The sequence below is a fragment of the Shewanella baltica genome (genome assembly GCF_900456975.1).
In the GTDB taxonomy this organism is placed as follows: Bacteria; Pseudomonadota; Gammaproteobacteria; order Enterobacterales; family Shewanellaceae; genus Shewanella; species Shewanella baltica.
This window is the reverse complement of record NZ_UGYM01000002.1, coordinates 2,728,939-2,753,656: the sequence shown is the minus strand read 5'-3', so window position 1 is coordinate 2,753,656 and position 24,718 is coordinate 2,728,939. Positions and strand designations below refer to the sequence as shown.

Annotated in this window: 44 protein-coding genes; 43 read left to right on the top strand and 1 reads right to left on the bottom strand. The window is 46.1% G+C overall.

What is annotated here, in order from left to right; all coding sequences use genetic code 11:
• Nucleotides 1-11 precede the first annotated feature (11 nt).
• Nucleotides 12-728 carry a S24 family peptidase gene (locus DYH48_RS12495; protein ID WP_115334949.1) on the bottom strand — a complete coding sequence of 239 codons (717 nt, stop codon included), beginning with the start codon at nucleotides 726-728 and terminating at the stop codon, nucleotides 12-14.
• 108 nt (nucleotides 729-836) lie between these two features.
• On the opposite strand from DYH48_RS12495, the gene DYH48_RS12490 reads away from it, so the two are divergent.
• From DYH48_RS12490 to DYH48_RS12270, 43 genes are all read left to right on the top strand, one after another.
• A complete protein-coding gene (locus tag DYH48_RS12490; RefSeq protein WP_115334948.1) occupies nucleotides 837-1,040 on the top strand; it encodes a Cro/CI family transcriptional regulator in 204 nt (67 codons plus the stop codon).
• 32 nt (nucleotides 1,041-1,072) lie between these two features.
• Nucleotides 1,073-1,648, top strand: a complete 576-nt coding sequence (locus DYH48_RS12485) for a phage regulatory CII family protein (protein ID WP_115334947.1) — start codon at nucleotides 1,073-1,075, stop codon at nucleotides 1,646-1,648.
• Nucleotides 1,645-1,839: a hypothetical protein gene (locus DYH48_RS12480; protein ID WP_115334946.1), complete on the top strand. Its 195-nt coding sequence runs from the start codon at nucleotides 1,645-1,647 to the stop codon at nucleotides 1,837-1,839. The genes DYH48_RS12485 and DYH48_RS12480 overlap by 4 nt, the downstream gene beginning before the upstream one ends.
• Nucleotides 1,839-2,096, top strand: a complete 258-nt coding sequence (locus DYH48_RS12475; protein ID WP_115334945.1) for a hypothetical protein — start codon at nucleotides 1,839-1,841, stop codon at nucleotides 2,094-2,096. Before DYH48_RS12480 ends, DYH48_RS12475 begins: the two co-directional genes overlap by 1 nt.
• A 72-nt stretch (nucleotides 2,097-2,168) precedes the next feature.
• Complete coding sequence (locus DYH48_RS12470) at nucleotides 2,169-3,236, top strand: replication protein (RefSeq protein WP_115334944.1); 1,068 nt, start codon at nucleotides 2,169-2,171, stop codon at nucleotides 3,234-3,236.
• Entirely contained in the window at nucleotides 3,217-3,768 is a 552-nt protein-coding gene (locus tag DYH48_RS12465; protein WP_256613055.1) for a replication protein P, read from the top strand. The genes DYH48_RS12470 and DYH48_RS12465 overlap by 20 nt, the downstream gene beginning before the upstream one ends.
• Entirely contained in the window at nucleotides 3,752-4,144 is a 393-nt protein-coding gene (locus DYH48_RS12460) for a hypothetical protein (protein ID WP_115334942.1), read from the top strand. The genes DYH48_RS12465 and DYH48_RS12460 overlap by 17 nt, the downstream gene beginning before the upstream one ends.
• The gene (locus DYH48_RS12455) at nucleotides 4,141-4,644 is read left to right on the top strand and encodes a hypothetical protein (protein ID WP_115334941.1); all 504 of its coding nucleotides are present in this window, start codon (nucleotides 4,141-4,143) and stop codon (nucleotides 4,642-4,644) included. The genes DYH48_RS12460 and DYH48_RS12455 overlap by 4 nt, the downstream gene beginning before the upstream one ends.
• Nucleotides 4,641-5,087, top strand: coding sequence for a hypothetical protein (locus tag DYH48_RS12450; protein ID WP_256613054.1), 447 nt, complete (start codon nucleotides 4,641-4,643; stop codon nucleotides 5,085-5,087). The genes DYH48_RS12455 and DYH48_RS12450 overlap by 4 nt, the downstream gene beginning before the upstream one ends.
• Nucleotides 5,084-5,653 (top strand): TIGR02642 family protein, encoded by a 570-nt coding sequence (locus DYH48_RS12445; RefSeq protein ID WP_115334940.1) that lies wholly within the window; start codon nucleotides 5,084-5,086, stop codon nucleotides 5,651-5,653. Before DYH48_RS12450 ends, DYH48_RS12445 begins: the two co-directional genes overlap by 4 nt.
• Nucleotides 5,653-5,916 carry a hypothetical protein gene (locus DYH48_RS12440; protein WP_115334939.1) on the top strand — a complete coding sequence of 88 codons (264 nt, stop codon included), beginning with the start codon at nucleotides 5,653-5,655 and terminating at the stop codon, nucleotides 5,914-5,916. The genes DYH48_RS12445 and DYH48_RS12440 overlap by 1 nt, the downstream gene beginning before the upstream one ends.
• The gene (locus DYH48_RS12435; protein ID WP_115334938.1) at nucleotides 5,913-6,512 is read left to right on the top strand and encodes a hypothetical protein; all 600 of its coding nucleotides are present in this window, start codon (nucleotides 5,913-5,915) and stop codon (nucleotides 6,510-6,512) included. The genes DYH48_RS12440 and DYH48_RS12435 overlap by 4 nt, the downstream gene beginning before the upstream one ends.
• On the top strand, nucleotides 6,512-7,747 hold the full coding sequence (locus tag DYH48_RS12430; protein WP_115334937.1) for a tyrosine-type recombinase/integrase: 1,236 nt from the start codon (nucleotides 6,512-6,514) through the stop codon (nucleotides 7,745-7,747). The genes DYH48_RS12435 and DYH48_RS12430 overlap by 1 nt, the downstream gene beginning before the upstream one ends.
• Nucleotides 7,748-7,807: 60 nt before the next feature.
• Entirely contained in the window at nucleotides 7,808-8,062 is a 255-nt protein-coding gene (locus DYH48_RS12425) for a hypothetical protein (protein ID WP_115334936.1), read from the top strand.
• A gap of 5 nt (nucleotides 8,063-8,067) precedes the next feature.
• Nucleotides 8,068-8,679, top strand: a complete 612-nt coding sequence (orn, locus tag DYH48_RS12420; protein ID WP_115336131.1) for an oligoribonuclease — start codon at nucleotides 8,068-8,070, stop codon at nucleotides 8,677-8,679.
• 27 nt (nucleotides 8,680-8,706) lie between these two features.
• Nucleotides 8,707-8,907 (top strand): hypothetical protein, encoded by a 201-nt coding sequence (locus DYH48_RS12415; protein ID WP_071938914.1) that lies wholly within the window; start codon nucleotides 8,707-8,709, stop codon nucleotides 8,905-8,907.
• 395 nt (nucleotides 8,908-9,302) lie between these two features.
• Nucleotides 9,303-9,620, top strand: coding sequence for a DUF4406 domain-containing protein (locus DYH48_RS12400; RefSeq protein WP_115334934.1), 318 nt, complete (start codon nucleotides 9,303-9,305; stop codon nucleotides 9,618-9,620).
• Nucleotides 9,621-9,651: 31 nt separating this feature from the next.
• Nucleotides 9,652-9,981 (top strand): HEAT repeat domain-containing protein, encoded by a 330-nt coding sequence (locus tag DYH48_RS12395; RefSeq protein ID WP_115334933.1) that lies wholly within the window; start codon nucleotides 9,652-9,654, stop codon nucleotides 9,979-9,981.
• A 200-nt stretch (nucleotides 9,982-10,181) separates the two neighbouring features.
• A complete protein-coding gene (locus DYH48_RS12390) occupies nucleotides 10,182-10,610 on the top strand; it encodes a LexA family protein (RefSeq protein WP_115334932.1) in 429 nt (142 codons plus the stop codon).
• Nucleotides 10,598-11,854, top strand: a complete 1,257-nt coding sequence (locus DYH48_RS12385) for a Y-family DNA polymerase (protein ID WP_115334931.1) — start codon at nucleotides 10,598-10,600, stop codon at nucleotides 11,852-11,854. The genes DYH48_RS12390 and DYH48_RS12385 overlap by 13 nt, the downstream gene beginning before the upstream one ends.
• Before the next feature lie 27 nt (nucleotides 11,855-11,881).
• Entirely contained in the window at nucleotides 11,882-12,313 is a 432-nt protein-coding gene (locus tag DYH48_RS12380) for an OmpA family protein (protein WP_115334930.1), read from the top strand.
• A 133-nt stretch (nucleotides 12,314-12,446) separates the two neighbouring features.
• Nucleotides 12,447-12,734 (top strand): DUF3892 domain-containing protein, encoded by a 288-nt coding sequence (locus DYH48_RS12375; RefSeq protein ID WP_218565653.1) that lies wholly within the window; start codon nucleotides 12,447-12,449, stop codon nucleotides 12,732-12,734.
• A 170-nt stretch (nucleotides 12,735-12,904) separates the two neighbouring features.
• Entirely contained in the window at nucleotides 12,905-13,168 is a 264-nt protein-coding gene (locus tag DYH48_RS12370; RefSeq protein ID WP_115334928.1) for a hypothetical protein, read from the top strand.
• Between the two features lie 4 nt (nucleotides 13,169-13,172).
• A complete protein-coding gene (locus DYH48_RS12365) occupies nucleotides 13,173-13,685 on the top strand; it encodes a glycoside hydrolase family protein (RefSeq protein ID WP_115334927.1) in 513 nt (170 codons plus the stop codon).
• 249 nt (nucleotides 13,686-13,934) lie between these two features.
• Nucleotides 13,935-14,459, top strand: a complete 525-nt coding sequence (locus DYH48_RS12355; protein ID WP_115334925.1) for a hypothetical protein — start codon at nucleotides 13,935-13,937, stop codon at nucleotides 14,457-14,459.
• Complete coding sequence (locus DYH48_RS24175; protein WP_432376870.1) at nucleotides 14,374-14,562, top strand: hypothetical protein; 189 nt, start codon at nucleotides 14,374-14,376, stop codon at nucleotides 14,560-14,562. Before DYH48_RS12355 ends, DYH48_RS24175 begins: the two co-directional genes overlap by 86 nt.
• A gap of 13 nt (nucleotides 14,563-14,575) precedes the next feature.
• Nucleotides 14,576-14,845 (top strand): HP1 family phage holin, encoded by a 270-nt coding sequence (locus DYH48_RS12350; protein WP_012587930.1) that lies wholly within the window; start codon nucleotides 14,576-14,578, stop codon nucleotides 14,843-14,845.
• Nucleotides 14,838-15,206 (top strand): hypothetical protein, encoded by a 369-nt coding sequence (locus DYH48_RS12345; RefSeq protein WP_115334924.1) that lies wholly within the window; start codon nucleotides 14,838-14,840, stop codon nucleotides 15,204-15,206. Before DYH48_RS12350 ends, DYH48_RS12345 begins: the two co-directional genes overlap by 8 nt.
• The gene (locus DYH48_RS12340; RefSeq protein ID WP_115334923.1) at nucleotides 15,203-15,535 is read left to right on the top strand and encodes an HNH endonuclease; all 333 of its coding nucleotides are present in this window, start codon (nucleotides 15,203-15,205) and stop codon (nucleotides 15,533-15,535) included. The genes DYH48_RS12345 and DYH48_RS12340 overlap by 4 nt, the downstream gene beginning before the upstream one ends.
• Before the next feature lie 12 nt (nucleotides 15,536-15,547).
• A complete protein-coding gene (locus DYH48_RS23710; protein WP_172481187.1) occupies nucleotides 15,548-16,060 on the top strand; it encodes a phage terminase small subunit P27 family in 513 nt (170 codons plus the stop codon).
• A complete protein-coding gene (locus tag DYH48_RS12335; RefSeq protein ID WP_218565652.1) occupies nucleotides 16,017-17,762 on the top strand; it encodes a terminase large subunit in 1,746 nt (581 codons plus the stop codon). The genes DYH48_RS23710 and DYH48_RS12335 overlap by 44 nt, the downstream gene beginning before the upstream one ends.
• A gap of 157 nt (nucleotides 17,763-17,919) precedes the next feature.
• A complete protein-coding gene (locus tag DYH48_RS12325; protein ID WP_115334921.1) occupies nucleotides 17,920-19,224 on the top strand; it encodes a phage portal protein in 1,305 nt (434 codons plus the stop codon).
• Between the two features lie 3 nt (nucleotides 19,225-19,227).
• Entirely contained in the window at nucleotides 19,228-20,082 is an 855-nt protein-coding gene (locus tag DYH48_RS12320) for a head maturation protease, ClpP-related (RefSeq protein ID WP_115334920.1), read from the top strand.
• A gap of 12 nt (nucleotides 20,083-20,094) precedes the next feature.
• Complete coding sequence (locus DYH48_RS12315) at nucleotides 20,095-21,285, top strand: phage major capsid protein (RefSeq protein ID WP_115334919.1); 1,191 nt, start codon at nucleotides 20,095-20,097, stop codon at nucleotides 21,283-21,285.
• A 96-nt stretch (nucleotides 21,286-21,381) separates the two neighbouring features.
• Complete coding sequence (locus DYH48_RS12310) at nucleotides 21,382-21,633, top strand: hypothetical protein (protein ID WP_115334918.1); 252 nt, start codon at nucleotides 21,382-21,384, stop codon at nucleotides 21,631-21,633.
• Between the two features lie 21 nt (nucleotides 21,634-21,654).
• Nucleotides 21,655-21,951 carry a head-tail connector protein gene (locus DYH48_RS12305; protein ID WP_115334917.1) on the top strand — a complete coding sequence of 99 codons (297 nt, stop codon included), beginning with the start codon at nucleotides 21,655-21,657 and terminating at the stop codon, nucleotides 21,949-21,951.
• The gene (locus DYH48_RS12300; RefSeq protein WP_012587919.1) at nucleotides 21,951-22,313 is read left to right on the top strand and encodes a head-tail adaptor protein; all 363 of its coding nucleotides are present in this window, start codon (nucleotides 21,951-21,953) and stop codon (nucleotides 22,311-22,313) included. Before DYH48_RS12305 ends, DYH48_RS12300 begins: the two co-directional genes overlap by 1 nt.
• A 1-nt stretch (nucleotide 22,314) precedes the next feature.
• Nucleotides 22,315-22,551, top strand: coding sequence for a hypothetical protein (locus DYH48_RS12295; protein WP_115334916.1), 237 nt, complete (start codon nucleotides 22,315-22,317; stop codon nucleotides 22,549-22,551).
• A 2-nt stretch (nucleotides 22,552-22,553) separates the two neighbouring features.
• Nucleotides 22,554-23,018, top strand: coding sequence for an HK97-gp10 family putative phage morphogenesis protein (locus tag DYH48_RS12290; RefSeq protein ID WP_115334915.1), 465 nt, complete (start codon nucleotides 22,554-22,556; stop codon nucleotides 23,016-23,018).
• A complete protein-coding gene (locus tag DYH48_RS12285; protein ID WP_115334914.1) occupies nucleotides 23,015-23,383 on the top strand; it encodes a DUF3168 domain-containing protein in 369 nt (122 codons plus the stop codon). Before DYH48_RS12290 ends, DYH48_RS12285 begins: the two co-directional genes overlap by 4 nt.
• A 91-nt stretch (nucleotides 23,384-23,474) precedes the next feature.
• Nucleotides 23,475-23,948: a phage tail tube protein gene (locus DYH48_RS12280; protein WP_012587916.1), complete on the top strand. Its 474-nt coding sequence runs from the start codon at nucleotides 23,475-23,477 to the stop codon at nucleotides 23,946-23,948.
• Between the two features lie 88 nt (nucleotides 23,949-24,036).
• Nucleotides 24,037-24,531 carry a phage tail assembly chaperone family protein, TAC gene (locus DYH48_RS12275; RefSeq protein ID WP_115334913.1) on the top strand — a complete coding sequence of 165 codons (495 nt, stop codon included), beginning with the start codon at nucleotides 24,037-24,039 and terminating at the stop codon, nucleotides 24,529-24,531.
• A gap of 38 nt (nucleotides 24,532-24,569) precedes the next feature.
• The gene (locus DYH48_RS12270) at nucleotides 24,570-24,713 is read left to right on the top strand and encodes a hypothetical protein (RefSeq protein ID WP_115334912.1); all 144 of its coding nucleotides are present in this window, start codon (nucleotides 24,570-24,572) and stop codon (nucleotides 24,711-24,713) included.
• Nucleotides 24,714-24,718 lie beyond the last annotated feature (5 nt).

Below are 24,718 nucleotides of genomic sequence, written 5' to 3'. Positions count from 1 at the left end.
TTAAGTATTTGCTAGTTATTCCAAACGTTTAAAACCGACCACCAGAACACCCAGCCAATAATTTTGAAATTACTCATTTGATCTGGTTGGATAATTTCATCTGGATATTCGTCGTTGTTGTAACTTTTAACGCGAATGCCGCGACCAGGTATGCGATAGAGCATTTTCACTCGCAACATGCCGTCGTGATCAATGGCATACATTTTACCATCGATGATGGTTTTTTTACTGGTATCGACGCCGACAGTAGTGCCGTGCTGTAGAACTGGCAGCATACTGTCACCAGAGACCGTCACACAGGCCGCATATTGCGGATCAACATTACTCTTTTTAAGGGTTGATTTAGCAAACCGCAGTTTGAAATCGCCATTTTCTTGGATAAAGGTAGAACCATTACCTGCGGCCAATTCGACTTCACGAAAAAACGGTAATGCCACTTCATCATCTCTTAATGGCGTATCGTTATCCCATAGTTCAAAGCCCGGATGCCAATGCGCATTCGCCTCTCTCACTTCCGACTTTTTGTCTTCATCTTCACCCGTAAGCAACCATTCTGGCGAGCACTGTAAGCAACGTGCCAACGAAAATAAGTTTTCACCTGATGGTTGGCTTGTGCCATTTACCCAATGACTAATGGCACCTTTAGAGGCGCCTGTTTGTTTTACTAAGTCAACGGATTTCAAGCTAAGTGCTCGCATCCGTCTCTTGATTCGTTCTGACATATCCATAGTTAAGCAATCTAAACCTTTCGAGGTTGAAAGTCCTATACAAAATTAGTTTACTGATCTAAACTTCTGTTCAATTCAATAAACGTCATAGCCAAGCTGGAACTAAATATGAAAAAAACTGACGCGATTAATTACTTCGGCTCAAGCATCAAACTTGCTGAAGCCTTGGGACTTAATAAGTCTGCTGTTTCTCAGTGGGGCGAAGAAGTTCCTGAGCTTCGTGCCTTTCAGCTTGAGCGCTTAACCGGTGGTGAATTGAAGGTTCATGCTGATAAAGCCATTGAATCCAATTCATCGTCTCAGGTTGCCTAGCTAACTAGTGTCTAAACAGGATAACTAACCCTATGAGTAAACTCACATTAAAGCGCCATAGTCTCTCATGTACCGATCCACTCTATGCCGCCCATGCGCTTGGGCACGATTACGGTGTAGATAAGCTAGCGAAGGATTTATTCCAGCAGCCCGGTGTGATGTACAACAAGCTCAACCCTGATAACGACAGCAATCACTTGTACTTACGTGATGCGATTCATCTAACTGAGTTGGCCGATGACGACCGTATTATTTCGGCGTGGTGCCATAGCCGTGGTGGCGTGTTCGTTAAGCTGCCTGCCGCGGTTAACTGTGATGAAGAGTTGAGCGATCAGCTGTTAATGATTAGCGAGCAGATGGGTATTGCACTGGCTGAAATCCGCGACTCCCGCGCTGATGGGGTGATCACCCCTGACGAGTTTGAACGTATCAGCCGCGAGCTGACCAACACAGTACGTGAAGTGTTGTCACTGAAAGCCGTGGTAAGCAGCCAAGTGCGGGAATTGCCTGATTTTGAAGAAAGGCAACTTGCTGGTGTGATTCACACGACCAAGCTTAGCGATCCTCTAATAGGGTCAGAAACCCTAACTAAAGAGCGCACAGCATGAGTGATATTGCAGATGTAGCTGCCATTGAGAATGACATTCACATTAAGGCCGCGCTGGGCGTTCGCCTGCCGTCATTGCCGTTTACTGGTTTTTGTCATTACTGCAAGAGCCCAATTCCTCATCAACAACATTTTTGTGATGCCGACTGTCGCCATGACCATGAGCGCCTAAAGGTTAATGGGAGAACGTGATGGCAGGTAGAAACTTAGTCTTTACGCCACGGTTTAACGCAAATCAGTTAACTGATAAGTCACGCGAAAAATCATACGAGATTATTCCTTACACGCCTGAAGAAGATGAAGCATTTGCACGGATTCAGCGCAATCAAGATATTGCTTTGCTGGCGAATGTGATCAGGCAGTCACCGACGACTAGTGCTGAAGGTATTGCAGCGCGGGTACTGGATGCGGGGTATCAGTTTTCAGGTAGTGCAGTGCAGTTGAAATAAGAAAGCCCACTAGAGCTGTGGAGGCTGTGGGCTTAATACCTAGAAACGTTTGAAGAAGTCGAGGTAAGGCAGATGTTACAAGAATCAATTAATAGCGTCAATCATGATGCTGGTGGCAGCAATGTGGTGCCGTTACGGCCCGTTGCTGACCACAAACAACAAGCGCGGGGTGGGGTGGTGAAAGCAGACTTGGATGATGGTTATTTACGACTCTCCAATACGCTGGTGGATGCCCTGTGCCGAACGAAATTGAGTGATCGTGAAAGCCGTGTTGTGTTTGCGGTTATCCGTAGAACCTACGGTTATGGCAAGGCCACTGATTGGGTTTGCTTAGAGCAATTATCCGACATGACGGGTATTACAACGAGCAATATTTGTCATGCGATTAAGTCGCTTACTGCGCGCGATATCATCATAAAAGATGGCCGTAAAGTTGGTGTTAACCCGATTGTTTCGGCGTGGCAAGACAAGAAGTCGCATTCGATTAACGGTAAAAAATCCACTATTAAAACCGACAATATTATTGTCGATTCTGACAATGCCATTGTCGAAACCGACAGCGTAGGTTGTCAGAACCGAGAGATACAAAAGAAAGACACTAATACAAAAGAAATACAAAAGATCTCTTCGTCGAACATTGCTGTCGCAATGGCCGACACACAGATAAAACCCGATGCCGCTGTTCAAACTCCAAACGGAAAGCTTTGGGGTACTCAGGACGACTTAACCTGTGCTGAGTACATCTTCAACAAAGTCCTGATTGTTAACCCCACTGCAAAGCAGCCTAACTGGCCTGACTGGGCAAACCAAGTGCGCTTAATGCGCGTGCAAGACAAACGCACTCACCATGAAATCTGCAAGCTGTTTAAGTTTGCCAATAGCGACTCATTTTGGGCGAGCAACGTGTTATGCCCAAAAACCCTACGTAAACAATGGGACAAACTTAACGCCAAACTGCTAGCGAGAACATCACATGAAACCACTGCAAACGATTCTGCCGCACACAATCAACGCTATGAGAACCCCACAGCCAGAGTATTCCGCGAACTGCGGGAAATGGCAGAGCAGCTCGAGCAGTCAACAGATCACTACGGTAGTGGCCACACAATTGATGCCGACTATGAACCTGTACAGTCGTGATTTTAGCAATCGGTTTGGTGCTGAGCTTGGCAGTGTAGTGGCGGAGTTTGTTAGCAAAATTGGCGAGGCAGGTTTGAGTGTGGGTGAGGTGATGATCGGTATTGAGGCGTTTAAACAACGCGCAGCGACCGCGCCGTGGAGCGTTAACCCAGCCGAGTTCGTTGCTATGTGTACGCCTACGCCTGAACAGTTGGGCTTGCCTAGTGCAGAACAAGCTTACCGGGAGTGTTGTTCACATGGTCGATGGCCGAGTGAGCACAATTGGAGCCATGGCGCTGTATTTGCCGCTGGCCGTGAAACGGGTTGGTATGAGCTGCAAAACCGTACTGAGCAGCAAACGTGGCCTTTGTTTAAACGTAATTACGAGGTGATGTGCCGCCGCGCGGTGAAGGGTGAAAGCTTTGATGCGTGCATTCCTAAGGCGCTTGCTGCCCCTGTAAACAAGCCAGTTGAAAATCAAAAGGCATGTTCGATTATCGCTGATCTGCGCCAAAAGTTTGGGCTAAGGACTGCCAATGGCTCTGGCAATTAAACCGTTACCTGCAGATGCGCCTGATTTTTATAGCGCTATTGTATCGCCAACTGCGGCTGCTAGCGTTGCGGACACAACAGTTAAAGATGCGGTTAACGATGCGGTGTTGTTTGTGCCGACTCAGTACTCTGCCGCTGATCTACTGGCACAAGGCTTTAGGTGTGCGCGTGAATATCCGCTGTTTTATCACTGCCGTAGTGGTGATTCAGACGCCAAGCGGATTCAACAGCACATGTCTGTTATTCCTCAGCAGTTTAAGCATTCAGTGTCGATCGAGTACGAACGCTTATTTGCCATTGGTGGGCGCGATGGTCGCTTTCAGGCGAATCGGTTTTTAGTGCAGCAGTCGAAGCATTTTAGAGGGGTAGTGGCGTGATTCGAATCGGTATTGATCCTGACCTCACTAAAAGCGGTGTGGCGACTGTCGTTAACGGCGAAATAGTGACGCTTAAAAGTATGGGGTTTAGTGAGTTGATTGAGTTTGTTATCAGCAAAAGCCATCTTCCTTGCGCTGTGTTACTCGAAGATGTGGATAACAAAAAGCCGGTATTCCCTAAGCGGTTAAGGCAGTCGGTAAAAGGACAAAACCCATTGCTTGCCTACGTTGGCCATGCACCTAGCCAAAGCGGATCTAATGCCAAGGTGAACATGAGTATTGCCGAGGACCTAGGCAAGGTGAAAGCCACGGCCAGACTGATTAAAGAAGTGCTTGAGGATAAGGGCATCAAAGTCACTTTGGTAAAGCCGCTGCGTGGTCCGATTAAAAAAGCCAAGGATAGCAGTGTTTATTTTAACAAGATCACCGGTTGGACGGGGCGCAGTAATGCCGACACTCGCGATGCTGCACTGATCGCCATGTTTGGGCAGGGGGAATGATGACAACTCTAAAATTATCGTTTGATGAGCGCATTGATAAAGCGATCGCATTCTATGTCACTCAACAGTTATCGATCATTGATTCCGCCCAACGTGCTGACGTTAGCAAAGGCGCACTCACTAGAGCGCTAAAAAAGCGCGGGGTTTTCCGTGATAGATCGGTTTTATGTGCTTCAAATCTTGAAAAGGCGATTGATTTATATGTTGGCGGCTATTCCATTTTAAAGGCGTGTAAAGAGGCAGGTGTCAGTAATTCTACGCTCAGTGATGCTTTGTATTTAAGAAAACTGGTGAGAGAAGATGTGACTCGCAAGCCTGAAAGCTCGGTATCGCGCATTGATCCGCTTGAATCGAAAGAGAGCCGTGTATTTCGCATGGCACTGGCCATTATTCACAAAAGTGCGGCACCGACTGCGCCATCACCTCAAGGGACTGACAGATGATATCGATAGAGCGCTTATTTGAGTTGTTGTCGCCCCGCGGTGTTGCGATTGGCGCTGCAGTCGGTGGCAAAGGGGTTTTTAGTAAGGAGGATGCTATGGGTGTTGTCGCGCAGGTGCAGGGTAAGTATTTAGTCGGCGTTAAAGTATTAGAGGCCAGTATTTGCGGCGATATTGATGCCGAGAATTTGCTGATCAACGCCTTAGCCAAACAGTATGAAACCGACTTTAGGCCTGTTGCGGCGACTGCGTTGGCAAAGCTGGCCGTGAATGAGGTTTGTGGATCCCGCGTTTGCACTAAGTGCCATGGCACTAAGCTGAATTATCACCGTAATGGTGAGTGCGTGCATTGCTGCGGTACCGGAAAGATGTTGAACACGGTTGAGCAGCTGACTAAATCGTTTTGTGATTTAAGCGGTACCAAGATCACTGCAGAACAATTTAGCCAGCATTTTTATGATCTCTACATGAGCGGCGTCGACACGCTGCACCAGCATCAAGCTGATGCAGAACGCCATGCCAAAAGAGTATTGCGCTTAGTCGCTGCTGAACATGAGCAGGTTAATTAATGAGTGAGCCAGATAACAGACTTAAATTTAAAGATGTCATATGGAGCCAAGGCCGTGTACTTGAAACAAGGACGACTCGTCTTTGGAGTAAGCAAACACTTGAACAAGTCAGCCGGATAGAACGCCGCTGCGCCTTTGCTCACTTTTATTTCCATGATGAAGGTCGCAGCCGTGAGCTTGTGTATCAATTTGATAGCGCTGAAGAGTGTGCGAAAGCGGTGAATGAGCACAACAAAGCGCTAGCTGAGGCACTATCTAAATGATTGAGACAGTAAACGACTTAGTTAAGCGCCTAGTTAAAGAAGCCGATCAACTCGAGTCTATGGGCTCGGTTGATTTGGCCTGTGGCGTTGAAGCTGCAGTGCGAGTGATCCGTGATGAACTGGATGCCAATAGCGCGATTGGTAATGCTGACAGCCACCGTATCGAGCCACTAGAACGCCAGAACAAACGCTTGATGGCGGTACTCGCCAAGCAGTCAGTATTGAATGAACGCTTTGATTTGCTCTGTAAAGACAGTGTGTTATCAACGCCTGAATATAAAGCTATGGTGCTTGCCAAAGAGGCGATTAAACGCCAGATCAATGCGCTGCCCAAGTGCAGAACCTGCCGCGGCGTTGGCAAAGTTAGGCCGATGTTTGAGCTGCATTGTTGTGATCAATGCGGCGGTGTTGGCGTGAATATAGCGGCCAATAATGAGCTGATTAAGCTGCAGCAATCCTTGATCCTGACTGAGTTTGAGTTGATTGAAAAACTGACTGCAGCGCTGTTTAAGGTGGGGTTATCACCTGCAGATAAAGAAGCCATTGCTATCGAGTACTTTTACGCGGATTGCCGCACTAACCTGAGGTGTGACTAATGGCCGTGACCTGTATTGCGTTAAGTGACGCCGCCATTAAACGGGCGGTTGCCGATCAGTCTATTACTGAAATCAGGGACCCAAGGTTTCCGCTGCGACTGCGTTTGGCGAGTTCACGCAGTCGTGGTAGCTGGCATTTAATTACTTATAAAGACGGCAAGGCAAATTGGGCTAAGGTTGCCGACTGGCCGCTAGTGAGCGCTAAGGCCATGCTGGATGATTTACCGTCGCTCAGCATGCAGCATAGGCAAGATCAGAGTGTGAAATTTAACACCTGGCTAAGTTGCGGCGGGTTATTGAATTGGTATTTAAGCCGGTCACAAACCGATACCAGTTTATCGTTGAAGCGTAAACGCAACATCAAGTGCGCCATCACCAAGCACTTAATCCCTGTGCTGGGTGATGTGATGCTGAGTGAGCTTAATCATCATAAGGTTGATGAACTATTGATTTGGCCTCTACAGGCTCGTTACGCATTGGGCAGCGTTCGCCAGTATTACGCGATTTTAAGTAAGGCCTTCAAACAGGCGACAGTGCTTAAGTTGATTAGTGATGATCCGCTGGCATCATTGAGTTTTACCGATTTTATCTCGACACCCATTGCGACTAAGCCGCCAAAACTACAATCCACTGATCTGCTGCAGCTGCTGACGAATATAGGTAATGCTAACGATGGCGCCGCCATGCTTATATTTATCATGCTGGCTTACGGTACCCGTATCGGTGAAACCCGTTTACTGCGCTGGACCTACTACGACGAGGCCAATGCTAAGTTGGTTATCCCTGCCGACATTACTAAGACGCATGCCCAACTGACTATCCCGATCACCCCATTAATGGCTGATGTATTACGTTGGCATAAATCCACGCAGGAAGCTGCAGGGTATCGCGGCGGGTATTTATTTCCGCATCCTTGCCGCAATGGTGGATTAGATGAACGGTCGGCGAATAGTTTGGTTAAGCAAGTGAGTAACAGTGAATGGACTGCCCATGATTTACGCAAGCTAGCAAGGTCGTGTTGGGCTGACTTAGGAATTGATTACATGGTGGCAGAGCAGATGTTAAACCACTCGATGACCAAGCTAGATCAAGCCTACATTCATACCTATTTAGCAGACCAAAAGAGAGCAGCAATTGAGTTGTGGCACAGTCATTTAATGGCAATTTACAACCCATTTATTGGTCGTGTGAATCAAGACAGTGCCAAGACAGGAATTAATTGTAAAACAGCTTAAACCGTTGGTGTAAGTGGTTTGCGGGTTGGTTTATGCATCTTCACAAAGGGAAGATATTTAATGAGTCAGACAATCGTTTTTATTGGTGGTGATGGTGTAGGTAAGTCGATGCTTGGAAGGGTTTTAATGCAGGCACAACTAAGCCATACCGTGGTGACAGTAGAACAAGATCGCCGGATGCATGTTGACGGGGACGTTAGTTTTTCAGTAGGGATATCTTTGCAAGAGTGCTTTAAAGATCCTGCTGAAATGCTTCCAATTAACCGCCGCAACAAATCAGATCGCAAACGCAATCGTGCTAATCGTTGGAGATAATGAAAATGAGTAAAGAACCATATTTTTTATTCGGTGATATCGAAACTGGCGGTTTTAATGATCGCCTTGATAGCGGTCAGTTGGGTATGGAGTATTACCCAATTTTTGAAATTGCCTTAGTCGTTACCGATAGAGAGCTCAATCAGGTTGGCTCTGCGCTGAGAGTTGTGGTCCATCAAGATGAGACAGCAATTAGCCGATCACATCAATGGGCCATCGATACTCACACCAAGAGCGGCTTGCTTGATGAAGTACGTCAGTCTGCTTGGTCGTTACTTGATGCTGAACAGCAGATCATCCACCATCTTCGCCAAATGGGTATTGAGGCATATAACCGAGAAACCAAACAAGGGGTGATCTTCGCTGGTAACTCAATCATGTTTGACCGTTCGTTCATTCTTTGCCAAATGCCAGAGTTGCACCAGTTCATGCATTATCGTCAATTGGATATTTCAGCATTGGCACTCGCTGCCATGGCATGGGCGCCAGAACTAGCCAAAGAGGCGATAGCAGCCAAGCAATATAAGCATGAAGCGTTGGCAGATATCAGAGAATCAATCGCCGAGCTTAAGTGTTATCGCCAGGCACTGTTTGGAGGCAATGCTAATGGCCTGTGATATTTGTAATTACATGTGAGGTGGACCATGACTAAAGATGAGTTAATTACTAAGCAGCAAATTGAAATTGAAGAGCTTAAATTGACAATAGATAGCTACAAGGCCACCTGTGATGCTGTTCGCGGGTATCTTTGCATGCCTTATCAGTGGAGTACCAAATGCCCAGATTTCCCAGAGGTTGCCATGAAAGGAATCGTGCAAGTAATACGAGCCATTGAGGATATATAACCATGAATACTGGATCATACGAGTCGTGGAGAGTTAGTTACCAGAGTAGTGAGCAGGCCGCGCGATCAGCTTTTACACAACTTCAGTCCCTATATTCTGACACTGATATGTTAAAGCGTGAATGTGCGCGGCTTAATGCTGAAATTGAGCGGCTGCAAAAACTAGATATATCTAAAAGTGGTGATGCCAATGGTCTGTGACATTTGTAGTGCTAATAAGCCAACTACGCCCCTAAGTGGACAATATCAAACCGCTGACATTAAAGAGGTTTGCCAAGAGTGTTTGTCTGATATCACTAAGCAGCACGATAAGATCAGAACCCATTGCATTGGGCTGATCCCGCTATTTTTTAAGCGCTATGTAAAGCTATACAGGTTTAATAAGCGAGGTGGCAAGTGATTGCCACCTATATCGCGGGGCCAATAAGTGGCAATGTCGAGACCAATAAGCTGGCGTTCTTTAGCGCAGCAGAGGAACTGGCCGCAACGGGTAGAGTAGTGTTGCACTCTGCAGGGTTGCCAGTTGGGCTCACTGAACCCCAGTACATGGATATTTGTTACGCCATGATTCGCGCCTGCAGTGAGATAGTGATGTTGCCCGGTTGGCGCAAATCAGATGGCGCCACCGCCGAGTATTACTACGCCAAGAAGATTGGGCTGAGGATTGTGTTAGTTCCAACTGGAATAGAAATAGGGATGAGTTTAGTTTGTTGATAGCTGAAAAATTAGATTAAAGAGTAGCAATATGCTAAATATTGTGACTATTTTTCTAGTTGAACATAAGGTAATCATGAATTTAGCAGTAAAGGAAATTGTAGAAATTTATACTTCTAATCCTAATTATAGGGCTGAAGTTATCGATTCTCTTGGGTATGCGGGTGGTGATGATGCCGTTGAAGCTATTATGCGTATCTATGCACTTCATCCTAATTTTATAGAAGCAGTTCTAAAAGCTTTAGGGAGAGCAGGTGGTGATAAAGCGGTACAATCCATAATGAGTATTTATCGAATACACCCTAACTTTAGGGCGAAAGTTTTGGAGGCCTTAGGGCAAGCAGGAAGAGGCTGTAAATAAACTTCGATAGTTAGCTCTATCTAATGTAATTAAATCTTTGAGAGCTAATATTGATAGTCACTGAGGATTAGACATGTAGACATTATCAATGTTTAGTGACGTCAATAATCAGTTAACTGATAACTAAATCATTCAAAATTTGCTAACTACAACTCAAGCGCTATAATCACTGTAATTATATACAGTGATTTGGTGCTTTTATGCGTGTTTTGCCCTTTATAGCTTTACCAGCACACGCTGGGGTTCATGGCTTTGAAAGCCCTGCAGCAGAATACACACAGCTCGGTTTAAGTCTGGACGAGCTTTTAGTGCAACATCCTAGCGCTACTTACATTGGTATAGCGCAGGGGGATTCGATGCAAGGTGTTGGCATATTTGACGGTGACGTACTCATTGTGGACAGGCATGTTACAGCTCAACAAGGTAACGTTATCGTTGCAACGCTGAACGGCGAGTTCGTGTGTAAAATCTATGATAAAGCCAGAAAAATGCTTCTATCTTCTAATGAACAACAGCAAGCCGTTGAGGTTAAAGATTACGATGACTTCCGTATTGAAGGGGTTGTAACTCGGTCTGTTAGGTTGCACACCCATTGTTCTATATTGGCGTCACAACTATGTATGCCTTAGTTGACGCTAACTCATTTTACTGCAGTGCAGAGCAAGTCTTTCGACCAGATTGGCGCGGTAAGCCAATGATCGTTCTAAGCAACAATGATGGATGTATCGTTGCCGCGAATAGACAAGCAAAAGAAGCTGGTATACCTAAATTTGCGCCTTACTTTCAAGTAAGAGACCAGTGTCAGAAACTCGGTGTTATTGCTTGTTCTTCAAATTACGAGCTGTACGCCGACCTATCGTCCAAGATGATGGAAATTATTGGTCGGTTTGCACCGGATCAGCATGTGTATTCCATCGATGAAAGCTTTCTGTCATTCAAGCATTGTTATCCGGCAATTAAGTGCCTAAAGACACAAGGACAGTTAATCCGCCGTGCAGTATGGAAAGAGGCTCGCTTACCTGTATGTGTTGGCATTGCTGCTAGCCTAACGCTGGCAAAAATTGCCAACCATGCAGCTAAAAAAATACCGGGTTATAGCGGTGTTTGCGTCATTGATAATGAGGTAGAACGGTTAGCAATTTTAAAACAAACACCCGTTGGCGACGTATGGGGAATTGGTCGGCGGATTAGTAAAAAGCTTGAGTTAATGAGCATCAACACCGCTCTTGATCTTGCTAAAATGCCAGCAGGACTTGCGAGAAAACAATTCAGCATTGAGATTGAACGCACAGTGCGCGAACTCAATGGGCAGGAATGTAAACAATGGGACCAAGCCAGAGCGGATAAACAACAGATATTCTCCACCCGATCAGTTGGCGAAAGGATTATTGATTTTGATTCACTCCTGCAGGCATTGAGTAAACATGTCGCAATTGCCGCATCCAAGGCAAGGGCGCAAGGCTCAAGTTGTAAATCAATGCTACTGTTCGCCAGCAATTCTCCTTACGACGAACATCCTGCAAGTTTTAAATCTATTGTTCACTTCCCCTGTGCTACTAACTGCACTGTCGAAATGACCAGAGCGATGACAGCTGCTGCACCTAAATTATTTAGAGAAGGTGTGAGATATTACAAGATCGGCATTGGGCTCATTAATCTAAGTTGTGATAAGTATCAGCAATTCGACTTATTTAACGCGCCGAAAGCAGATCCAGCTTTGATGCAAACACTTGATGGCATTAACTTACGCTATGGTCGTGATACCTTGTTCTTAGCCGCTCAGGGTATCGAACAAAAGTGGGCAATGCGGCGTGAGCTACTGACGCCACAGTACACTACCAAGTGGGGCTGTTTGCCTAGAATAAAGTGTTGAAGTTAATCTTAAAAACATGGTGTAAATATGAATAATATTGAAGCATTTAATTTGGCTGTAAAAGAAATTCTAGGAGTATGCTATGAGGGATTTCCTAGGCCTGTATGTGTGAATCATTACTACATTGCAGGAAAAGTATCAGAATACTTTTCTGAATTTCAGTTTGATAATGAAAGCTCTATGGAGCTTCATAAATTATGTCGTTCAACAGCCGATTGGCTTGAAAAGGCAGATTATATATGGGCGGAACATAAAACTGCCCAAGAATTTGGCTCAGTAACTTTAACGCCTAAGGCGTTTGAATTATTAAATTTAATACCTGAATCCCTAAAATCTAGCGAGTCGTTAGGGAGTATACTGATCGGTGGAGTAAAAGAAACTAGCAAGGCTGGAGCTTTAGCTGCAATCCGAGTCCTTCTATCTGAAGGCGTTAAATTAGCTATTAAGTCGGCAACATAGAAAATATATATGCAAAGTTAATTGTCTTAATTGTGACCTGTGATGTTGAATAAATGTAAATATAATTTAAATTATAACTATCTATTAAGTCCAATAGATAGGCATGGATTTACATCTAACCAAGGAGCAGGAAGTGACAATAAATCTTCAGATAAAATGTATCAATAAGACTGATCGAGCAAGTGCACACGAAAGAATCAGTCATGTTGGAGGATTAAACCCAGGTGGTACAACTTGGAAAATTACTTTAGATGATGCGATTAAAGGGATCGAGTCCGAGAAGTGGAATTTTTTTGTCAGTGTTGATGAGCAGTCAGTTTGGGTTATCATTGCCACCAGTGCCAAGGGTAATAAATATTTGAAAACTGAGAATGATGGTGAGCAGCCAAATAATCTACTTAGTTTGCCTGAGTGTCCATAAAGGCTCATCAGCATCTATTGACCCAGCCGCATAGATTTACTATCGTGCTATAACAATGCGGATTAAAGCATCTAAAGCCACCTTAAAGGTGGTTTTTGCATTTCTGCACCTTAAATTATTGTTCAACTTGAAGCCTCAGCATCTGCTGGAGTTTTTGTTTTGGGGCATCTATGAATAAGATTTTGATGAGTGTTGCCAATCCAAATGGATTCAAGCTCGAATTATTGCTTAAACAATTGCAAGAAGAAGTCGCCGAGAAGACGGCCCGTGTTGCACATGATAAAAGCGAATTAGCTGAGAAGGTTAAGTCAAATAACCTTCAAATCATCAAACTATTAGCTGAAGCTGAAGCATTGCAGTTAGAAAGCTTTAAGCTCATGGCCGCAAAAGCGCCAGATACAGGTCCTTTAGGTTCACCACGGATCGGAAAGTAAAAGCATGCGCAATAAGATGATAGTCACAGGCCTTAGCCTATCAGCTGCAGCATTCATTACCTTGGTCACGTCAGAAGGGTTTGCACCAGTCGCTACAGTTCCTGTGCAAGGAGATAGGCCGACTGGGGGCTTTGGTTCTACGTATCACGCCGATGGTCGGCCCGTAAAGCTTGGTGAGAAATTCACACCTATTAATGCGCTTACAACAGCTAAGGCTCACATCTCAAAGGATGAGGAACGCTTCCGCAATAGCTTACCGAATGCTGAGCTTAACCAAGCATCTTACGATCTCTATATCGATTGGGTTTACCAGTACGGCATTGGCCGATGGTCTAACTCACCCATGCGTGATCATGTAATCAAAGGCGAATATCAACAGGCATGTGATGCGCTTCTGCTTCCGCAGTATCGCACTGCCGCTGGCTATGACTGTTCAACGCCTGGCAACAAGCGCTGCTATGGAGTATGGGTTCGAGTGCAAGAGCGGCATAAGCGCTGCCTTGACTCACTGCAGTAGATTGACTCTAAATAATATCCAACACAACGCGATTAGAAGCGATTTCAGAAGGGTTTAATTTCATGATGCCAGCGTTCAAATCTTTCGGTAAAGGCTCTGTAATCAACGCATATGAATCGGTTGAGGCTTTGTCAGTGGGGGTGGGGCGGGTCGAAACCTTGGGGCTTTTACCTAACTGACCGTGCGCTCCCATCTTTATACAAAACCGCGAAATGAAACCTTTTTTTCTGGCGCAGGAAGGTCTTGAAAATGTTCAGTACATTAAAGAATAAAATCATTGCGTTAGTTATCGGTTTGCTGGTCGTTACTATTCTGGCTTTAGGTGTGTTTTTGAGGATAAATCAGGGTCAAATAGCACTGTTAAAGAGTGATTTGGCTAGATCAGAGCAATCAAGGGAAAACTTGCAAAAGGATTTGACTTCTGTTTCAGACTCGCTTGAAGTTGCTGAAAAAGATAAAGAAAACTTGTTATCCAGCCTTAGCTTATTAGCGAAAGCATTAAGCGATCGAGAACGTGATCGAAATGAAATTAAGCAGGAATTTGCCGCAAGCAATAAAGAATTGAAGCAAATTTTTAACGGGGCCAGTGATGAAAAAACGAAATCTTGGGGCACTGCTGATATCCCTGCAGATCTTAATAGGGTGCTCGAGCGTTCAGCCAGATGTGCGAACCGTTACCGTTACCAAGATAAAGTATGTTTTCCCACCACAGGAACTGATCAGCCAGTGCCTAGCGCCACGATATTCCAGCAAGAAAAACCAAGAACTTTCTGAATACACCAATTCGTTGATTGAAGTGATTTCATTGTGTGACCGAGATTGGTTAGCACTAGAAACATGGATTAAAAGCGAAAAATCAAAACTGTCTACCGAGTGATCGGAGGCTAACAATGAATATCAAACCATTGGCGCCAATTATGGATAAAGCTACGACAACCGGAAGCTATATTGCTTCGATCTCAACAGCAATAGGCGGCTTTTTGTCACTCAATAATATTGCGTTGTTGCTTGGTATCGCATCAACAATCGCTTTATTCGTAGTTCAATTTCGTCTCTCGCGAGAAAAGAAAAAACAAAACCGAGAATTTCACGAAGCGAGAATGGCCGCGATTAAGCAAGGCAACTTAAAAGTAATCAATATGGATGATGGCAATGAATAAAGTCGTAGTGGTCTTTAATGGCGCTATTGTTTCAGTTCCAGCTGTCGAATCTGATATTGGTAATGGCGGCAATGGCGCAAAATCATTAGTGCCATTGGTACCCGCTGATTGGGTTGATGTAACTGCATTAAATGCGGCATACCCAACATTTCAGGGCAGTACCAAGCCGCCAGTTATCAACCAAAGCACTCAAGACGATTTAATTGAGCAAATGAAAGCCTTAACCGCTGCCATTAACGCCCAAACTACAGCGATCAGTCAGCTGGTAAACAGTAATCTTGAAATCGTTGATCAGATGATTGCCACAGGTCCAGAAGAAGAAAACCTATCAGGCTATTTAGATGGCTCAGATGAGTTATGAGTCAAAAACCTAGCTGGCGTGATGACAAGCGTAAAACCGCAGAGCGCGGGTACGGTGGACGTTGGCAAAAAGCCAGAGAAACATTCTTAAGTCGTCACCCGCTTTGTTGCTTCTGCGAACAAAAAGGCAAGATCACAGCCGCGACAGTCGTGGACCACAAAATTCCACACCAAGGTGATCAAGCCTTGTTCTGGGACACCAACAACTGGCAACCGCTTTGTAAGCTTTGCCACGATAGCACTAAAAAAATAATGGAGAATAGAGGGGTAAAGCCAGGCGCTGATGAAAGCGGCAAGCCTACAGACCCTAACCACCATTGGAATAAGTAATTGAGGTGAAAAGTGGCAGTAGGAAGAAAAACCACCCCCACTGCGCTCAAGCTAGTTACAGGGAACCCAGGCAAGCGGCCACTCAATAAAAAAGAGCCGAAATTGCAAGCTGGTATTCCTCGCATGCCAGCTCACTTAAGCCCAAGAGCCAAAGCCGCATGGAAGAAACTCACCCAACTGCTAAAAGACATGGGCGTTCTTACCCTTGCCGATGGTATGGCCCTTGAGCGTTTATGTGATGTTTACTCCGAAATCCTTGAGCTCAGAGACGAAATTAAGCAAAACGGAAGAACCTACCAAAGTATCAAAATCATCGGCGAAAACATCGATGAAGAAACCAAAGAATTTACGCAAGTCGAGCAAATGCTAATGAAGGCTAACCCAGCCGTGCAAATGCTGGCTGATGCCGATCGGCGCTTTAGAGCCTATCTCGTTGAATTTGGGCTAACCCCATCAGCCCGTAGCAAAGTACAGGTAACTGATGGCGCCAAGAAAAAAGACGAAGTCGACGAATTCTTCGGATGATATAGAAGATCGCGTCACTCGTTGGGCCAAGCAAGTTGAATCAGGTGAGTTCTTAGCGGGGCCAGACATCCGCAACGCCTGTAAACGGCATTTAAAAGACATAGAAACAGGCCACGAACGTGGTCTTTATTTTGACTTAGCCGCAGCAAACCGCGCGATCAGCTTTTTCCCAAAAGTATTGCGCTTAAGTGGCGGTGATCACGAAGGTAAGCCGTTCCATCTTCTAGATTGGCAAGCCTTTATTGTTGGCTCCTTGTTTGGTTGGAAAGATGCCGACCATACCCGCCGATTCCGCATGTGTTATGTCGAAAGCGGCAAAGGATCAGGTAAATCACCGCTAGCAGGTGGAATAGGGCTTTATGGTTTAGTCGCTGATGGCGAGGCAAGTGCGGAAATTTATGCCGCCGCGACCAAAAAAGATCAGGCCATGATCTTATTCCGCGATGCGGTTTCCATGGTCAACCAGTCGCCGCAGTTAAGCTCAAGATTAAAAAAATCTGGAACTGGCCAGAGCGTTTGGAACCTAGCCTATCTAGAAAAGAACTCATTCTTTAGGCCAATCAGTTCAGACAACGGCCAATCAGGCCCACGTCCACACATGGCGCTGATTGACGAAGTTCACGAACACAAGAATAACAACGTCGTTGAAATGATGCGCGCCGGCACCAAAGGCCGCAAGCAAGCGCTGATCTTCATGATCACCAACTCAGGCCACGACCGCACCAGCGTTTGTTACTCATACCACGAATATGGCAAGGCCATTTGTGCGGGTACCAAAGAAGATGACTCCTTCTTCGCCTTTATCTGTTCTCTCGATGAAGGTGACGACCCGATTAATGACGAAAGTTGCTGGCAAAAAGCTAACCCGTCACTAGGGCACACCTTCACGCATAAATATCTGCGCGAACAGGTTACCCAAGCCAAGGGTATGCCAGCCAAAGAGAGCATTGTCAGGCGCTTAAACTTCTGTCAGTGGGTAGATTCTGCCTCACCTTGGTTATCCGCCGACACATGGACAGGTCGTGAAGATGATTTTGATATCAGCGAACTCTTCGGTGAAGAGTGCTACGGCGGGCTCGACTTATCAGGTACCCGAGATTTAACGGCATTAGCGCTTTACTTCCCGCGAGTAAAAACGTTGTTAGTCGAGTTTTGGACACCAAAAGACACATTACTTGACCGTGAACGCACCGATAACGTGCCGTATTCAGCATGGTTAAGGCAAGGTTTTATCCATGCACCACCCGGGCATGCAGTGGACTACAGCTTTGTCGCCGAACGCATCGCCGATTTATCTGCCCAGTTCGATATCAAATGCATCGGCTTCGACCAATACCGGATTAACTACTTAACGCCAGCGCTAACAGAGGCAAACGTATTTATCCCGCTGGTTAAGCATGGGCAGGGCTACTACAAAGCATCCGAATCAAACCTGTGGATGCCACGCTCAATTGAAGAGTTCGAAAAGCTGATCACCAGCAAGCAGATCAGAATCAAAACCAACCCATGCCTAAGGTGGAACGCAGCAAGCGCAGTGCTTGAGGCCGACGCCAAAGACAACCGTATTTTTACCAAGAAAAAATCCACAGGCCGCATCGATGGCGTAGTCGCCGCCGCAATGGCAGTGGGAACGGCATTAGAGTCAGATGGCATAGATGATACCGAAGATTGGTTAGCAGCGATAAAGGACCCAATTTACTAATGAACACACCACTTGCTCTATTCATTGTCCTAGCGCTCATAGGTTCATTACTGGCTGTCGCAGGCGTTTACATCCTTTTTGGGCTTGGCTGGTCATTGCTAGCGGGTTCATTGTTTGCATTCGCTAGCGCTTCATTTTTACGTAAAGGAATGACCGCGTGAAACCAACCAACTCACTAGGTTCAGTCATTGCGAAAGCGGCAAGCCAGCCATTTGCATCGTTAGATAGTTTTATGGGTAAAACCTTAAGACTCACAGACGGTGATTTTTGGTCGCAATTAATGGCAACCTCAAAAAGCGGAAAAACGGTTAATGTGAACACCGCCATGCAGCTTGCAGCTGTTTGGGCCTGTGTTCGCCGCATTGCTGAAACAGTTGCAATGCTGCCATTGGGGTTATACGAGCGCCAAAGTGATGGCGGCAGAGTACAGGTTCAAAGCAGCCTATCAAATGTATTAAGTCTTAAGCCAAATGCTGACATGACAGCAATGCAGTTTTGGGAGGCCGTCATTGCCTCATTGCTTCTAAAGGGTAATGCATTCATTGAGATCCACCGTTCAGGTGCCGACATTATTGCACTCGATTTCCTTATGCCACACCGCATGGATATCGATCTCGCCGACAACGGCAGCCTAGTGTATTGGTACACGCCTCGAAAGGGTAAAAAGCGCCAAATCGAAAAGCAAAACATGATGCACATTCCCGCATTCTCGCTGGATGGTTTGATTGGCTTATCGACCATTTCCTATGGCGCCAATGTGTTTGGTGGCGCTATGTCAGCCGAAGATGTTAGCGCCAATACCTTTAAAAATGGGATGACAAAAACAGTCGCCTTCAAGGTAGATCGCATATTAAAACCTGATCAGCGCGCAGAATTTCGTGAATATGTAAAAACTATCACTGGCGCAATGAACGCGGGTAAATCCCCCGTACTTGAGCAAGGTGTTACCCCTGAGTTGATTGGCATCAACCCGATTGATGCCCAGTTACTCGAGTCGCGAAACTACAGCGTTGAAGAAATATGCCGCTGGTTTTTAGTGGACCCTTCATTAATTGGTTTTGGTGGTAAAGATAGCAATTGGGGCACAGGGTTAGAGCAAAAGATGATCGGCTTTGTCACCTTAACCTTATCGTCTTGGATCCGCCGCATTGAGCAGTCAATTAGCATCAACTTGCTCACTCCAGCACAGCGTCAAACTCAGTACGCTCAATATAACCTTGAAGCCCTGCTTCGTGGCGATAGCGCATCACGGGCAGAGTTCTACAGCAAAATGACTCAAAACGGCATTTATACCCGTGACGACTGCCGCGTTAAAGAAAACTTACCGCGCCGTGGCGGCAATGCCGATGTGTTAACTGTTCAAACCAACTTAGCCCCCATAGATCAGCTGGGTGCTCAATCTGAATCTGCAAAAGTACAAGCCGCATTAAATAGCTGGCTTAATCAAGACAACCAGGGGTAAACCATGCCATTTCCAAAAAGCTTCTCGCAGAGCGGAGTGCGCTGCGATATTTATCCGCGTGCGCAAGAGCTGTGGAACCCAGCGATTCAGGCCGCGGTTGAAAACACTGAATCTACCATTACGGTTTACGGCATCATTGGCGAGGACTGGTATGGCGAAGGCGTCACACTGAAGCGTATCGATGCTGCGCTACGCAGTATCGGCGCAGATAAAGATGTGACCGTCTACATCAATTCTCCCGGTGGCGATATGTTCGAAGGTATCGCTATTTATAACCGCTTGCTTGAGCACAAAGGCAAAGTGACCACCAAAGTGCTTGGCCTCGCAGCTTCTGCTGCATCCGTCATTTACATGGCGGGTGCTGATGATGCGCGCTTTGTCGCCAGCTCTGCCTTCCTGATGATCCACAACTGCTGGGTATTTGCCATCGGTAACCGCCATGCATTGCGAAACATTGCGGATGACATGGAAGAATTCGATGCTGCCATGGTCGATTTGTATGTTGAAGGCAGTGGGCAGAGTGAAAAAGCCATAGCAACCATGATGGATGAAGAAACCTTTATCCGCGGCAAAAAGGCCGTAGAACTTGGCTTTGCGGCTGGCACCTTATCCGCTGCTGAAATTGGCGAATCAACCGACAACACCAGCGCGAACTCACTACGAAAAGTCGATGCCGCCATGGCAAAAGCAGGCGTTCCGCGCAGTGAACGCCGTCAACTATTGCAAGATTTAAAGTCCAGTACGCCGAGCGCTGCTGGCGGCATCACGCTAAATGCTGATGTGTCCGATACGCAAAACGCTGTCGCCCCCGATCTAACTGCGTTAATCAACGCATCAAACACCATTTTATCTAAATAACTGGAGGCGATTATGCCAAACCCAAATTTTGAAAAACAAGTAGAAGAATTAGGTGCCAATCTAACTAAGATTGGTGATCAAATTAAATCGGCGGCAGAAGAAACCAATAAGCAGATCAAGGCTTCTGGTGAAATGCATGCCGAAACCCGCGATAAGGTCGATAAGCTGCTGTTAGAGCAGGGTTCCATGCAAGCTCGCTTGCAAGAAGCTGAGCAAAAGCTGCTTAAGGGGCCGCAAAGTCAGCAAGAAGAACGTGAAATGTCGATCGGTGAGCGAGTAGCGAAAGACAAAGAAATGGAAGGGGTAAACAGCTCTTTCCGTGGTAGTCGTCGTGTGCAAATGCCACGTTCAGCGATTACTTCCGCCACAGGTTCAGGCGGTGCATTAGTTCGTCCTGATCGTATGGCAGGTATCGTTGCACCTCCACAGCGCACCTTCACGATTCGCGATTTGATTGCACCAGGTCGAACTGGTAGCAACAGCGTTGAATATGTGAAGGAAACTGGCTTTACCAATAATGCGGCCCCAACTGCTGAAAATACTCAAAAACCGTATTCTGATATCACTTTTGGTTTAGTGAATAATGCAGTACGTACCATCCCGCATCTTTTTAAAGCCAGCCGCCAAATCTTGGATGATGCCGAGCAATTAGCTAGCTACATCGATGCTCGTGCTCGTTACGGCTTAATGCTTGCTGAAGAAACGCAACTGCTGTACGGCAACAATACTGGCGCTAACCTGCACGGTATTATCCCGCAAGCCAGTGCTTACGTTAAACCAGCAGGTGCAACAGTCACTGCGGAGCAGCATATTGACCGCATTCGTCTTGCAATGCTACAAGCTGCTTTAGCTGAATACTCCTCCGACGGTATCGTACTCAATCCGATCGACTGGGCTGTGATTGAAATGCTTAAAGATAGCAATGGGAATTACTTAATTGGTAGACCTCAAGGCCAAACATTCGCAACCTTGTGGAATCGTCCTGTTGTAGAAACTTCTGCGATTGTGCAAGACGAGTTCTTAGTCGGTGCCTTCCAAATGGGCGCGCAGATCTATGACCGTATGGATATTGAAGTCCTAATCTCTACCGAGAACGACAAAGACTTTGAGTTAAACATGGTGACTATCCGTGCTGAAGAACGTTTAGCACTAGCAGTTTATCGCCCTGAAGCATTTGTCACTGGCGATTTCACCTTCGCCTAACAGCGTAAAATCACTTAACTGATAACTAAAAGCACAAAGGCCGAATATCTTCGGCCTTTGTCGTTTTTATCAGTATCAATTTATAGGAGCAATACCATGGCTAAAATTCTCGCCATTGCACTTAAGTCCTTTTACTTTGAAAAAGAAGTAAAAACCCGCGCATCAAAACCATTTGAAGTGGATGAACATCATTTCAATGAGCTAAAGCACAACAAATTAGTTGAGCGCGCACCGGAAGAAAAAACAGAAGAAGTAGACGCTAAGGCCGCTGCAGAAGCTGAAGCCAAGGCAAAAGAAGAAGCAGATGCTAAGGCCGCTGCCGCTGCTGCAAAAAAAGCTAAAGCTTAATCAGTTATTCAGGAGTCCTCAGTGAGCACCATTTCCCTAGAGCAAGCCAAGCAATTTCTTGACGTTATCCACGATGAGGATGATGCCAAACTGCAATTATTGCTCAATGCCGCCGAGGATGAAGCCTGTCAATTTATGGGAAGGGAATCCCTTACTATTCTGCTTGATCAAACGACTGCAGAGCTGCCAGCAAGTATCACTATGGGCGTAATGATTTTACTGCAAGCAAACTATCAAGCAACACCAGAAGATGCGGCAAAACTGCGCAAAGCAGCAGAAATAAAATTAACGCCTTATCGAATTGGTTGGGGCATCTAATGCTAGCGCATCGTTTACGTCACCGGGTTCATATCCAACAACCGATAAAAACTCAGGATCCCCAATCAGGTGGTGATCTCATTGAATGGCAAACCCTCATGTTAGGGGTAAAACCTCTCGATAAGCTCGCTGCAGAGGTATTAACCGGCGCTGGTCGAGAATTATTTGCGGCAGATGCCAAACAAGCTGAAACCAGCGCAAGAATTAATTTTCGTTGGTTCCCCATTGATTTAAGCCTTTTATACCAATGCCGCATTTTATGGGATGGCAGAACCTACGATATCCAATCGGTAGAAACCGACATAACAGGGCGTCAAGAGTGGCGCTTGCGCTGTAAAGATGGCGTTAATCAGGGGCTTTAAGATGAATACTAATCATAAGTTCACCATTGAAAATACCATAGAAATTGGTAAACCCGTTGAAGTGTTTTTAAACGGTAAAAAAGTAGATGGCTGTATTTATGCCGATACCAAAAAAGGCAAAGTGGTGTTTCATCCTATGCCACTTAAGGTCCATAAGCATAAAAAAAAAGTGATCTGTAAAACTCGCTACGGCAAGGTGACAGTAAAGTATTTACCCAAGGTACATTTGCGAGACTAACTATGGCCGCAAAATTTGATTTCAGTCTCATTGGCTTAAAAGAAGTTAAAGCCAAAATGAACAAGGTTAGCCAAACTGTGCTTGATACGGGTACTCGTACCGCGCTGCGTAAAGCCGCTGGCATCGTCAAAAAAGCGGCTCAAGAAAATTCGCTCAATGTGGACGATCCCAAAACAGGCAGGCGCATTCGCGACAACGTCACCCTACAGTTTGCTAGCCGGCTATTTCAAAACGAAGGTGTGATCATGTACCGAGTGGGTATTGCCACCAATCGGGGCCGTATTCCTACACCGAACGCCGACGAGGGCGCGCGCGGTAATACCCCACACTGGCATTTAGTCGAGTTCGGTACCGAACACGCCCAAGCACAGCCATTTATGCGTCCGGCACTGGCCAATAACATCAATCAAGTGATCGGCCGTTTTACAGTTGAATTTGATAAAGAACTCGATAAGGCACTTTCATGAGTATGGCGCCCATTTTTGTCGTGTGCCGAGCAAGCACGGCGGTAACTGACTTACTCGGTACCAATCCAACACGGCTTTATCCCTTTGGCCAAGCGCCGCAAAACGTAGCCAAGCCCTATGCGGTTTGGCAGGTGATCGGTGGTAGCCCTGAAAACTATATCTCAGGCCGACCCGATACCGACACCTTTGCACTGCAAGTGGATGTGTATGCCGATTCAGGCAATTCGGCTAATGCCGTGGGTGATGCAATTCGCTTCGCCACTGAATTAGAGGCGCATACCACCAATTACAACGGTGATAGTCGCGACAAAGAAACAGGCAATTATCGTCACAGCTTTGACATCGATTGGATAGTCACACGCTAGCCCACTAAACACCATTTCATAAAACCCAAAGCCTCTGCAACCGCAGGGGCTTTTTTGTATCTGCCGTAAGGCTATTGTTAGGAGCACACACATGAGTATGAAAACGCAGGGCACACAGCTCTATGCAATCGATCCGGCAGATGATTCCATTTTAGGCGTCATCGCGGTGACTAGTATTGATGGTATTGACAGTGCCGTTGATTCCATCGAAACCACCCCGCTTGAGGCCATGGCCCGTGAATTTGAATCAGGCCTAAAATCACCTGGTGCGGCCACCTTTGGCATCAACGTTGACCCACGCCTAGCTAGCCACCTGCGCTTGCATCAATTAAAAACGGCAGGCACAACCCTAAAATGGGCGATTGGCTTCAGTGATGCTGTTGGCACTCCGCCAACTGTTACCACTAAAGACTTCACCTTACCTACAACCCGTACTTGGATCACCTTCGAAGGTTTTATGACGGCCTACCCATTTGGGTTTGCACAAAACGATGTGGTTAAGTCAACCATCGGCATTCAGGTGTCTGGCGATCCTGTGTTGGTGCCAGCGACTGTTACGCCTTAATCATAGGTAAGCCTGATTAACCTGAATTAAGCCCACTTAATCAGTGGGCTTTTGTTAACCGTATTAACTTAATCCTAAAGGAACAATCATGGAATTAAGTGTTGCTAGCCTTATACAGTCGGGTTCCTATTCTCCCGCAAAGCCGGAACGCCGCGAAATTTCGTGGATCAACCAAAATGGCGAAACCTGCACCGCATCGGTATACATCCGTAAAAAGTCATTCGTCACAGCCAACATAGAAGCTAACAACTACCACAGTGGTATTGATTCACTTACTTCGCGCATTGTTTCCAGTGTTGCCGATGAACACGGCAAACCCTTATTTGAGATTGACGACATTCTAGGCAATGACGCCCATGGCCCAATCTGCGACTCACTCGGTATGGCACTTATTGGTGCAATTAACGAAGTGAATGGTTTCGGGTTAAAACCTGACCCAAAAGCCTTACCGCCGACGACGAATTCTGGCACGAGCTCGTCCTCGCAGGCGTTGGCGGACGAACCATCGAAGAAGCCCAGCAAAACCTCACACATCGAGAAGTCATCAACTGGATCGCCTACCGAGCAAAGTTCGGCCCCTTAAGCCTTCAAGCACGGCAAGAGCGCATTGCTGCCGCGCAAATGCACCACCTTAATATCATTCACGGCGGCAAAGCTGATCTTGAACACTTCATGCTGTTCAGCCAGTTGGATGCCGAACCGCAGCAAGAAGCCACCGTTGATGACGTACTGCTGATGCTAAAAGCCAGTGCCATCAAGAAATAAAGCAA

Excerpts from the sequence above, each read along its gene's own strand:
- DYH48_RS12450 (WP_256613054.1), top strand. The coding sequence starts at position 4,641 with ATGATGACAACTCTAAAATTATCGTTTGATGAGCGCATTGATAAAGCG.
- DYH48_RS12480 (WP_115334946.1), top strand. The coding sequence starts at position 1,645 with ATGAGTGATATTGCAGATGTAGCTGCCATTGAGAATGACATTCACATT.
- DYH48_RS12310 (WP_115334918.1), top strand. The coding sequence starts at position 21,382 with ATGGCTAAAATTCTCGCCATTGCACTTAAGTCCTTTTACTTTGAAAAA.
- DYH48_RS12445 (WP_115334940.1), top strand. The coding sequence starts at position 5,084 with ATGATATCGATAGAGCGCTTATTTGAGTTGTTGTCGCCCCGCGGTGTT.
- orn (WP_115336131.1), top strand. The coding sequence starts at position 8,068 with ATGAGTAAAGAACCATATTTTTTATTCGGTGATATCGAAACTGGCGGT.
- DYH48_RS12345 (WP_115334924.1), top strand. The coding sequence starts at position 14,838 with ATGAATAAAGTCGTAGTGGTCTTTAATGGCGCTATTGTTTCAGTTCCA.
- DYH48_RS12370 (WP_115334928.1), top strand. The coding sequence starts at position 12,905 with ATGAATAAGATTTTGATGAGTGTTGCCAATCCAAATGGATTCAAGCTC.
- DYH48_RS12365 (WP_115334927.1), top strand. The coding sequence starts at position 13,173 with ATGCGCAATAAGATGATAGTCACAGGCCTTAGCCTATCAGCTGCAGCA.
- DYH48_RS12465 (WP_256613055.1), top strand. The coding sequence starts at position 3,217 with ATGAACCTGTACAGTCGTGATTTTAGCAATCGGTTTGGTGCTGAGCTT.
- DYH48_RS12320 (WP_115334920.1), top strand. The coding sequence starts at position 19,228 with ATGCCATTTCCAAAAAGCTTCTCGCAGAGCGGAGTGCGCTGCGATATT.
- DYH48_RS12435 (WP_115334938.1), top strand. The coding sequence starts at position 5,913 with ATGATTGAGACAGTAAACGACTTAGTTAAGCGCCTAGTTAAAGAAGCC.
- DYH48_RS12290 (WP_115334915.1), top strand. The coding sequence starts at position 22,554 with ATGGCCGCAAAATTTGATTTCAGTCTCATTGGCTTAAAAGAAGTTAAA.
- DYH48_RS12485 (WP_115334947.1), top strand. The coding sequence starts at position 1,073 with ATGAGTAAACTCACATTAAAGCGCCATAGTCTCTCATGTACCGATCCA.
- DYH48_RS12280 (WP_012587916.1), top strand. The coding sequence starts at position 23,475 with ATGAGTATGAAAACGCAGGGCACACAGCTCTATGCAATCGATCCGGCA.
- DYH48_RS12350 (WP_012587930.1), top strand. The coding sequence starts at position 14,576 with ATGAATATCAAACCATTGGCGCCAATTATGGATAAAGCTACGACAACC.
- DYH48_RS12385 (WP_115334931.1), top strand. The coding sequence starts at position 10,598 with ATGTATGCCTTAGTTGACGCTAACTCATTTTACTGCAGTGCAGAGCAA.
- DYH48_RS12440 (WP_115334939.1), top strand. The coding sequence starts at position 5,653 with ATGAGTGAGCCAGATAACAGACTTAAATTTAAAGATGTCATATGGAGC.
- DYH48_RS12395 (WP_115334933.1), top strand. The coding sequence starts at position 9,652 with ATGCTAAATATTGTGACTATTTTTCTAGTTGAACATAAGGTAATCATG.
- DYH48_RS12415 (WP_071938914.1), top strand. The coding sequence starts at position 8,707 with ATGACTAAAGATGAGTTAATTACTAAGCAGCAAATTGAAATTGAAGAG.
- DYH48_RS12490 (WP_115334948.1), top strand. The coding sequence starts at position 837 with ATGAAAAAAACTGACGCGATTAATTACTTCGGCTCAAGCATCAAACTT.
- DYH48_RS12285 (WP_115334914.1), top strand. The coding sequence starts at position 23,015 with ATGAGTATGGCGCCCATTTTTGTCGTGTGCCGAGCAAGCACGGCGGTA.
- DYH48_RS12390 (WP_115334932.1), top strand. The coding sequence starts at position 10,182 with ATGCGTGTTTTGCCCTTTATAGCTTTACCAGCACACGCTGGGGTTCAT.
- DYH48_RS12430 (WP_115334937.1), top strand. The coding sequence starts at position 6,512 with ATGGCCGTGACCTGTATTGCGTTAAGTGACGCCGCCATTAAACGGGCG.
- DYH48_RS12380 (WP_115334930.1), top strand. The coding sequence starts at position 11,882 with ATGAATAATATTGAAGCATTTAATTTGGCTGTAAAAGAAATTCTAGGA.
- DYH48_RS12300 (WP_012587919.1), top strand. The coding sequence starts at position 21,951 with ATGCTAGCGCATCGTTTACGTCACCGGGTTCATATCCAACAACCGATA.
- DYH48_RS12475 (WP_115334945.1), top strand. The coding sequence starts at position 1,839 with ATGGCAGGTAGAAACTTAGTCTTTACGCCACGGTTTAACGCAAATCAG.
- DYH48_RS12470 (WP_115334944.1), top strand. The coding sequence starts at position 2,169 with ATGTTACAAGAATCAATTAATAGCGTCAATCATGATGCTGGTGGCAGC.
- DYH48_RS12355 (WP_115334925.1), top strand. The coding sequence starts at position 13,935 with ATGTTCAGTACATTAAAGAATAAAATCATTGCGTTAGTTATCGGTTTG.
- DYH48_RS12275 (WP_115334913.1), top strand. The coding sequence starts at position 24,037 with ATGGAATTAAGTGTTGCTAGCCTTATACAGTCGGGTTCCTATTCTCCC.
- DYH48_RS12495 (WP_115334949.1), bottom strand. The coding sequence starts at position 728 with ATGGATATGTCAGAACGAATCAAGAGACGGATGCGAGCACTTAGCTTG.
- DYH48_RS12335 (WP_218565652.1), top strand. The coding sequence starts at position 16,017 with ATGGCGCCAAGAAAAAAGACGAAGTCGACGAATTCTTCGGATGATATA.
- DYH48_RS12270 (WP_115334912.1), top strand. The coding sequence starts at position 24,570 with ATGCACCACCTTAATATCATTCACGGCGGCAAAGCTGATCTTGAACAC.
- DYH48_RS12460 (WP_115334942.1), top strand. The coding sequence starts at position 3,752 with ATGGCTCTGGCAATTAAACCGTTACCTGCAGATGCGCCTGATTTTTAT.
- DYH48_RS12340 (WP_115334923.1), top strand. The coding sequence starts at position 15,203 with ATGAGTCAAAAACCTAGCTGGCGTGATGACAAGCGTAAAACCGCAGAG.
- DYH48_RS12315 (WP_115334919.1), top strand. The coding sequence starts at position 20,095 with ATGCCAAACCCAAATTTTGAAAAACAAGTAGAAGAATTAGGTGCCAAT.
- DYH48_RS12425 (WP_115334936.1), top strand. The coding sequence starts at position 7,808 with ATGAGTCAGACAATCGTTTTTATTGGTGGTGATGGTGTAGGTAAGTCG.
- DYH48_RS12295 (WP_115334916.1), top strand. The coding sequence starts at position 22,315 with ATGAATACTAATCATAAGTTCACCATTGAAAATACCATAGAAATTGGT.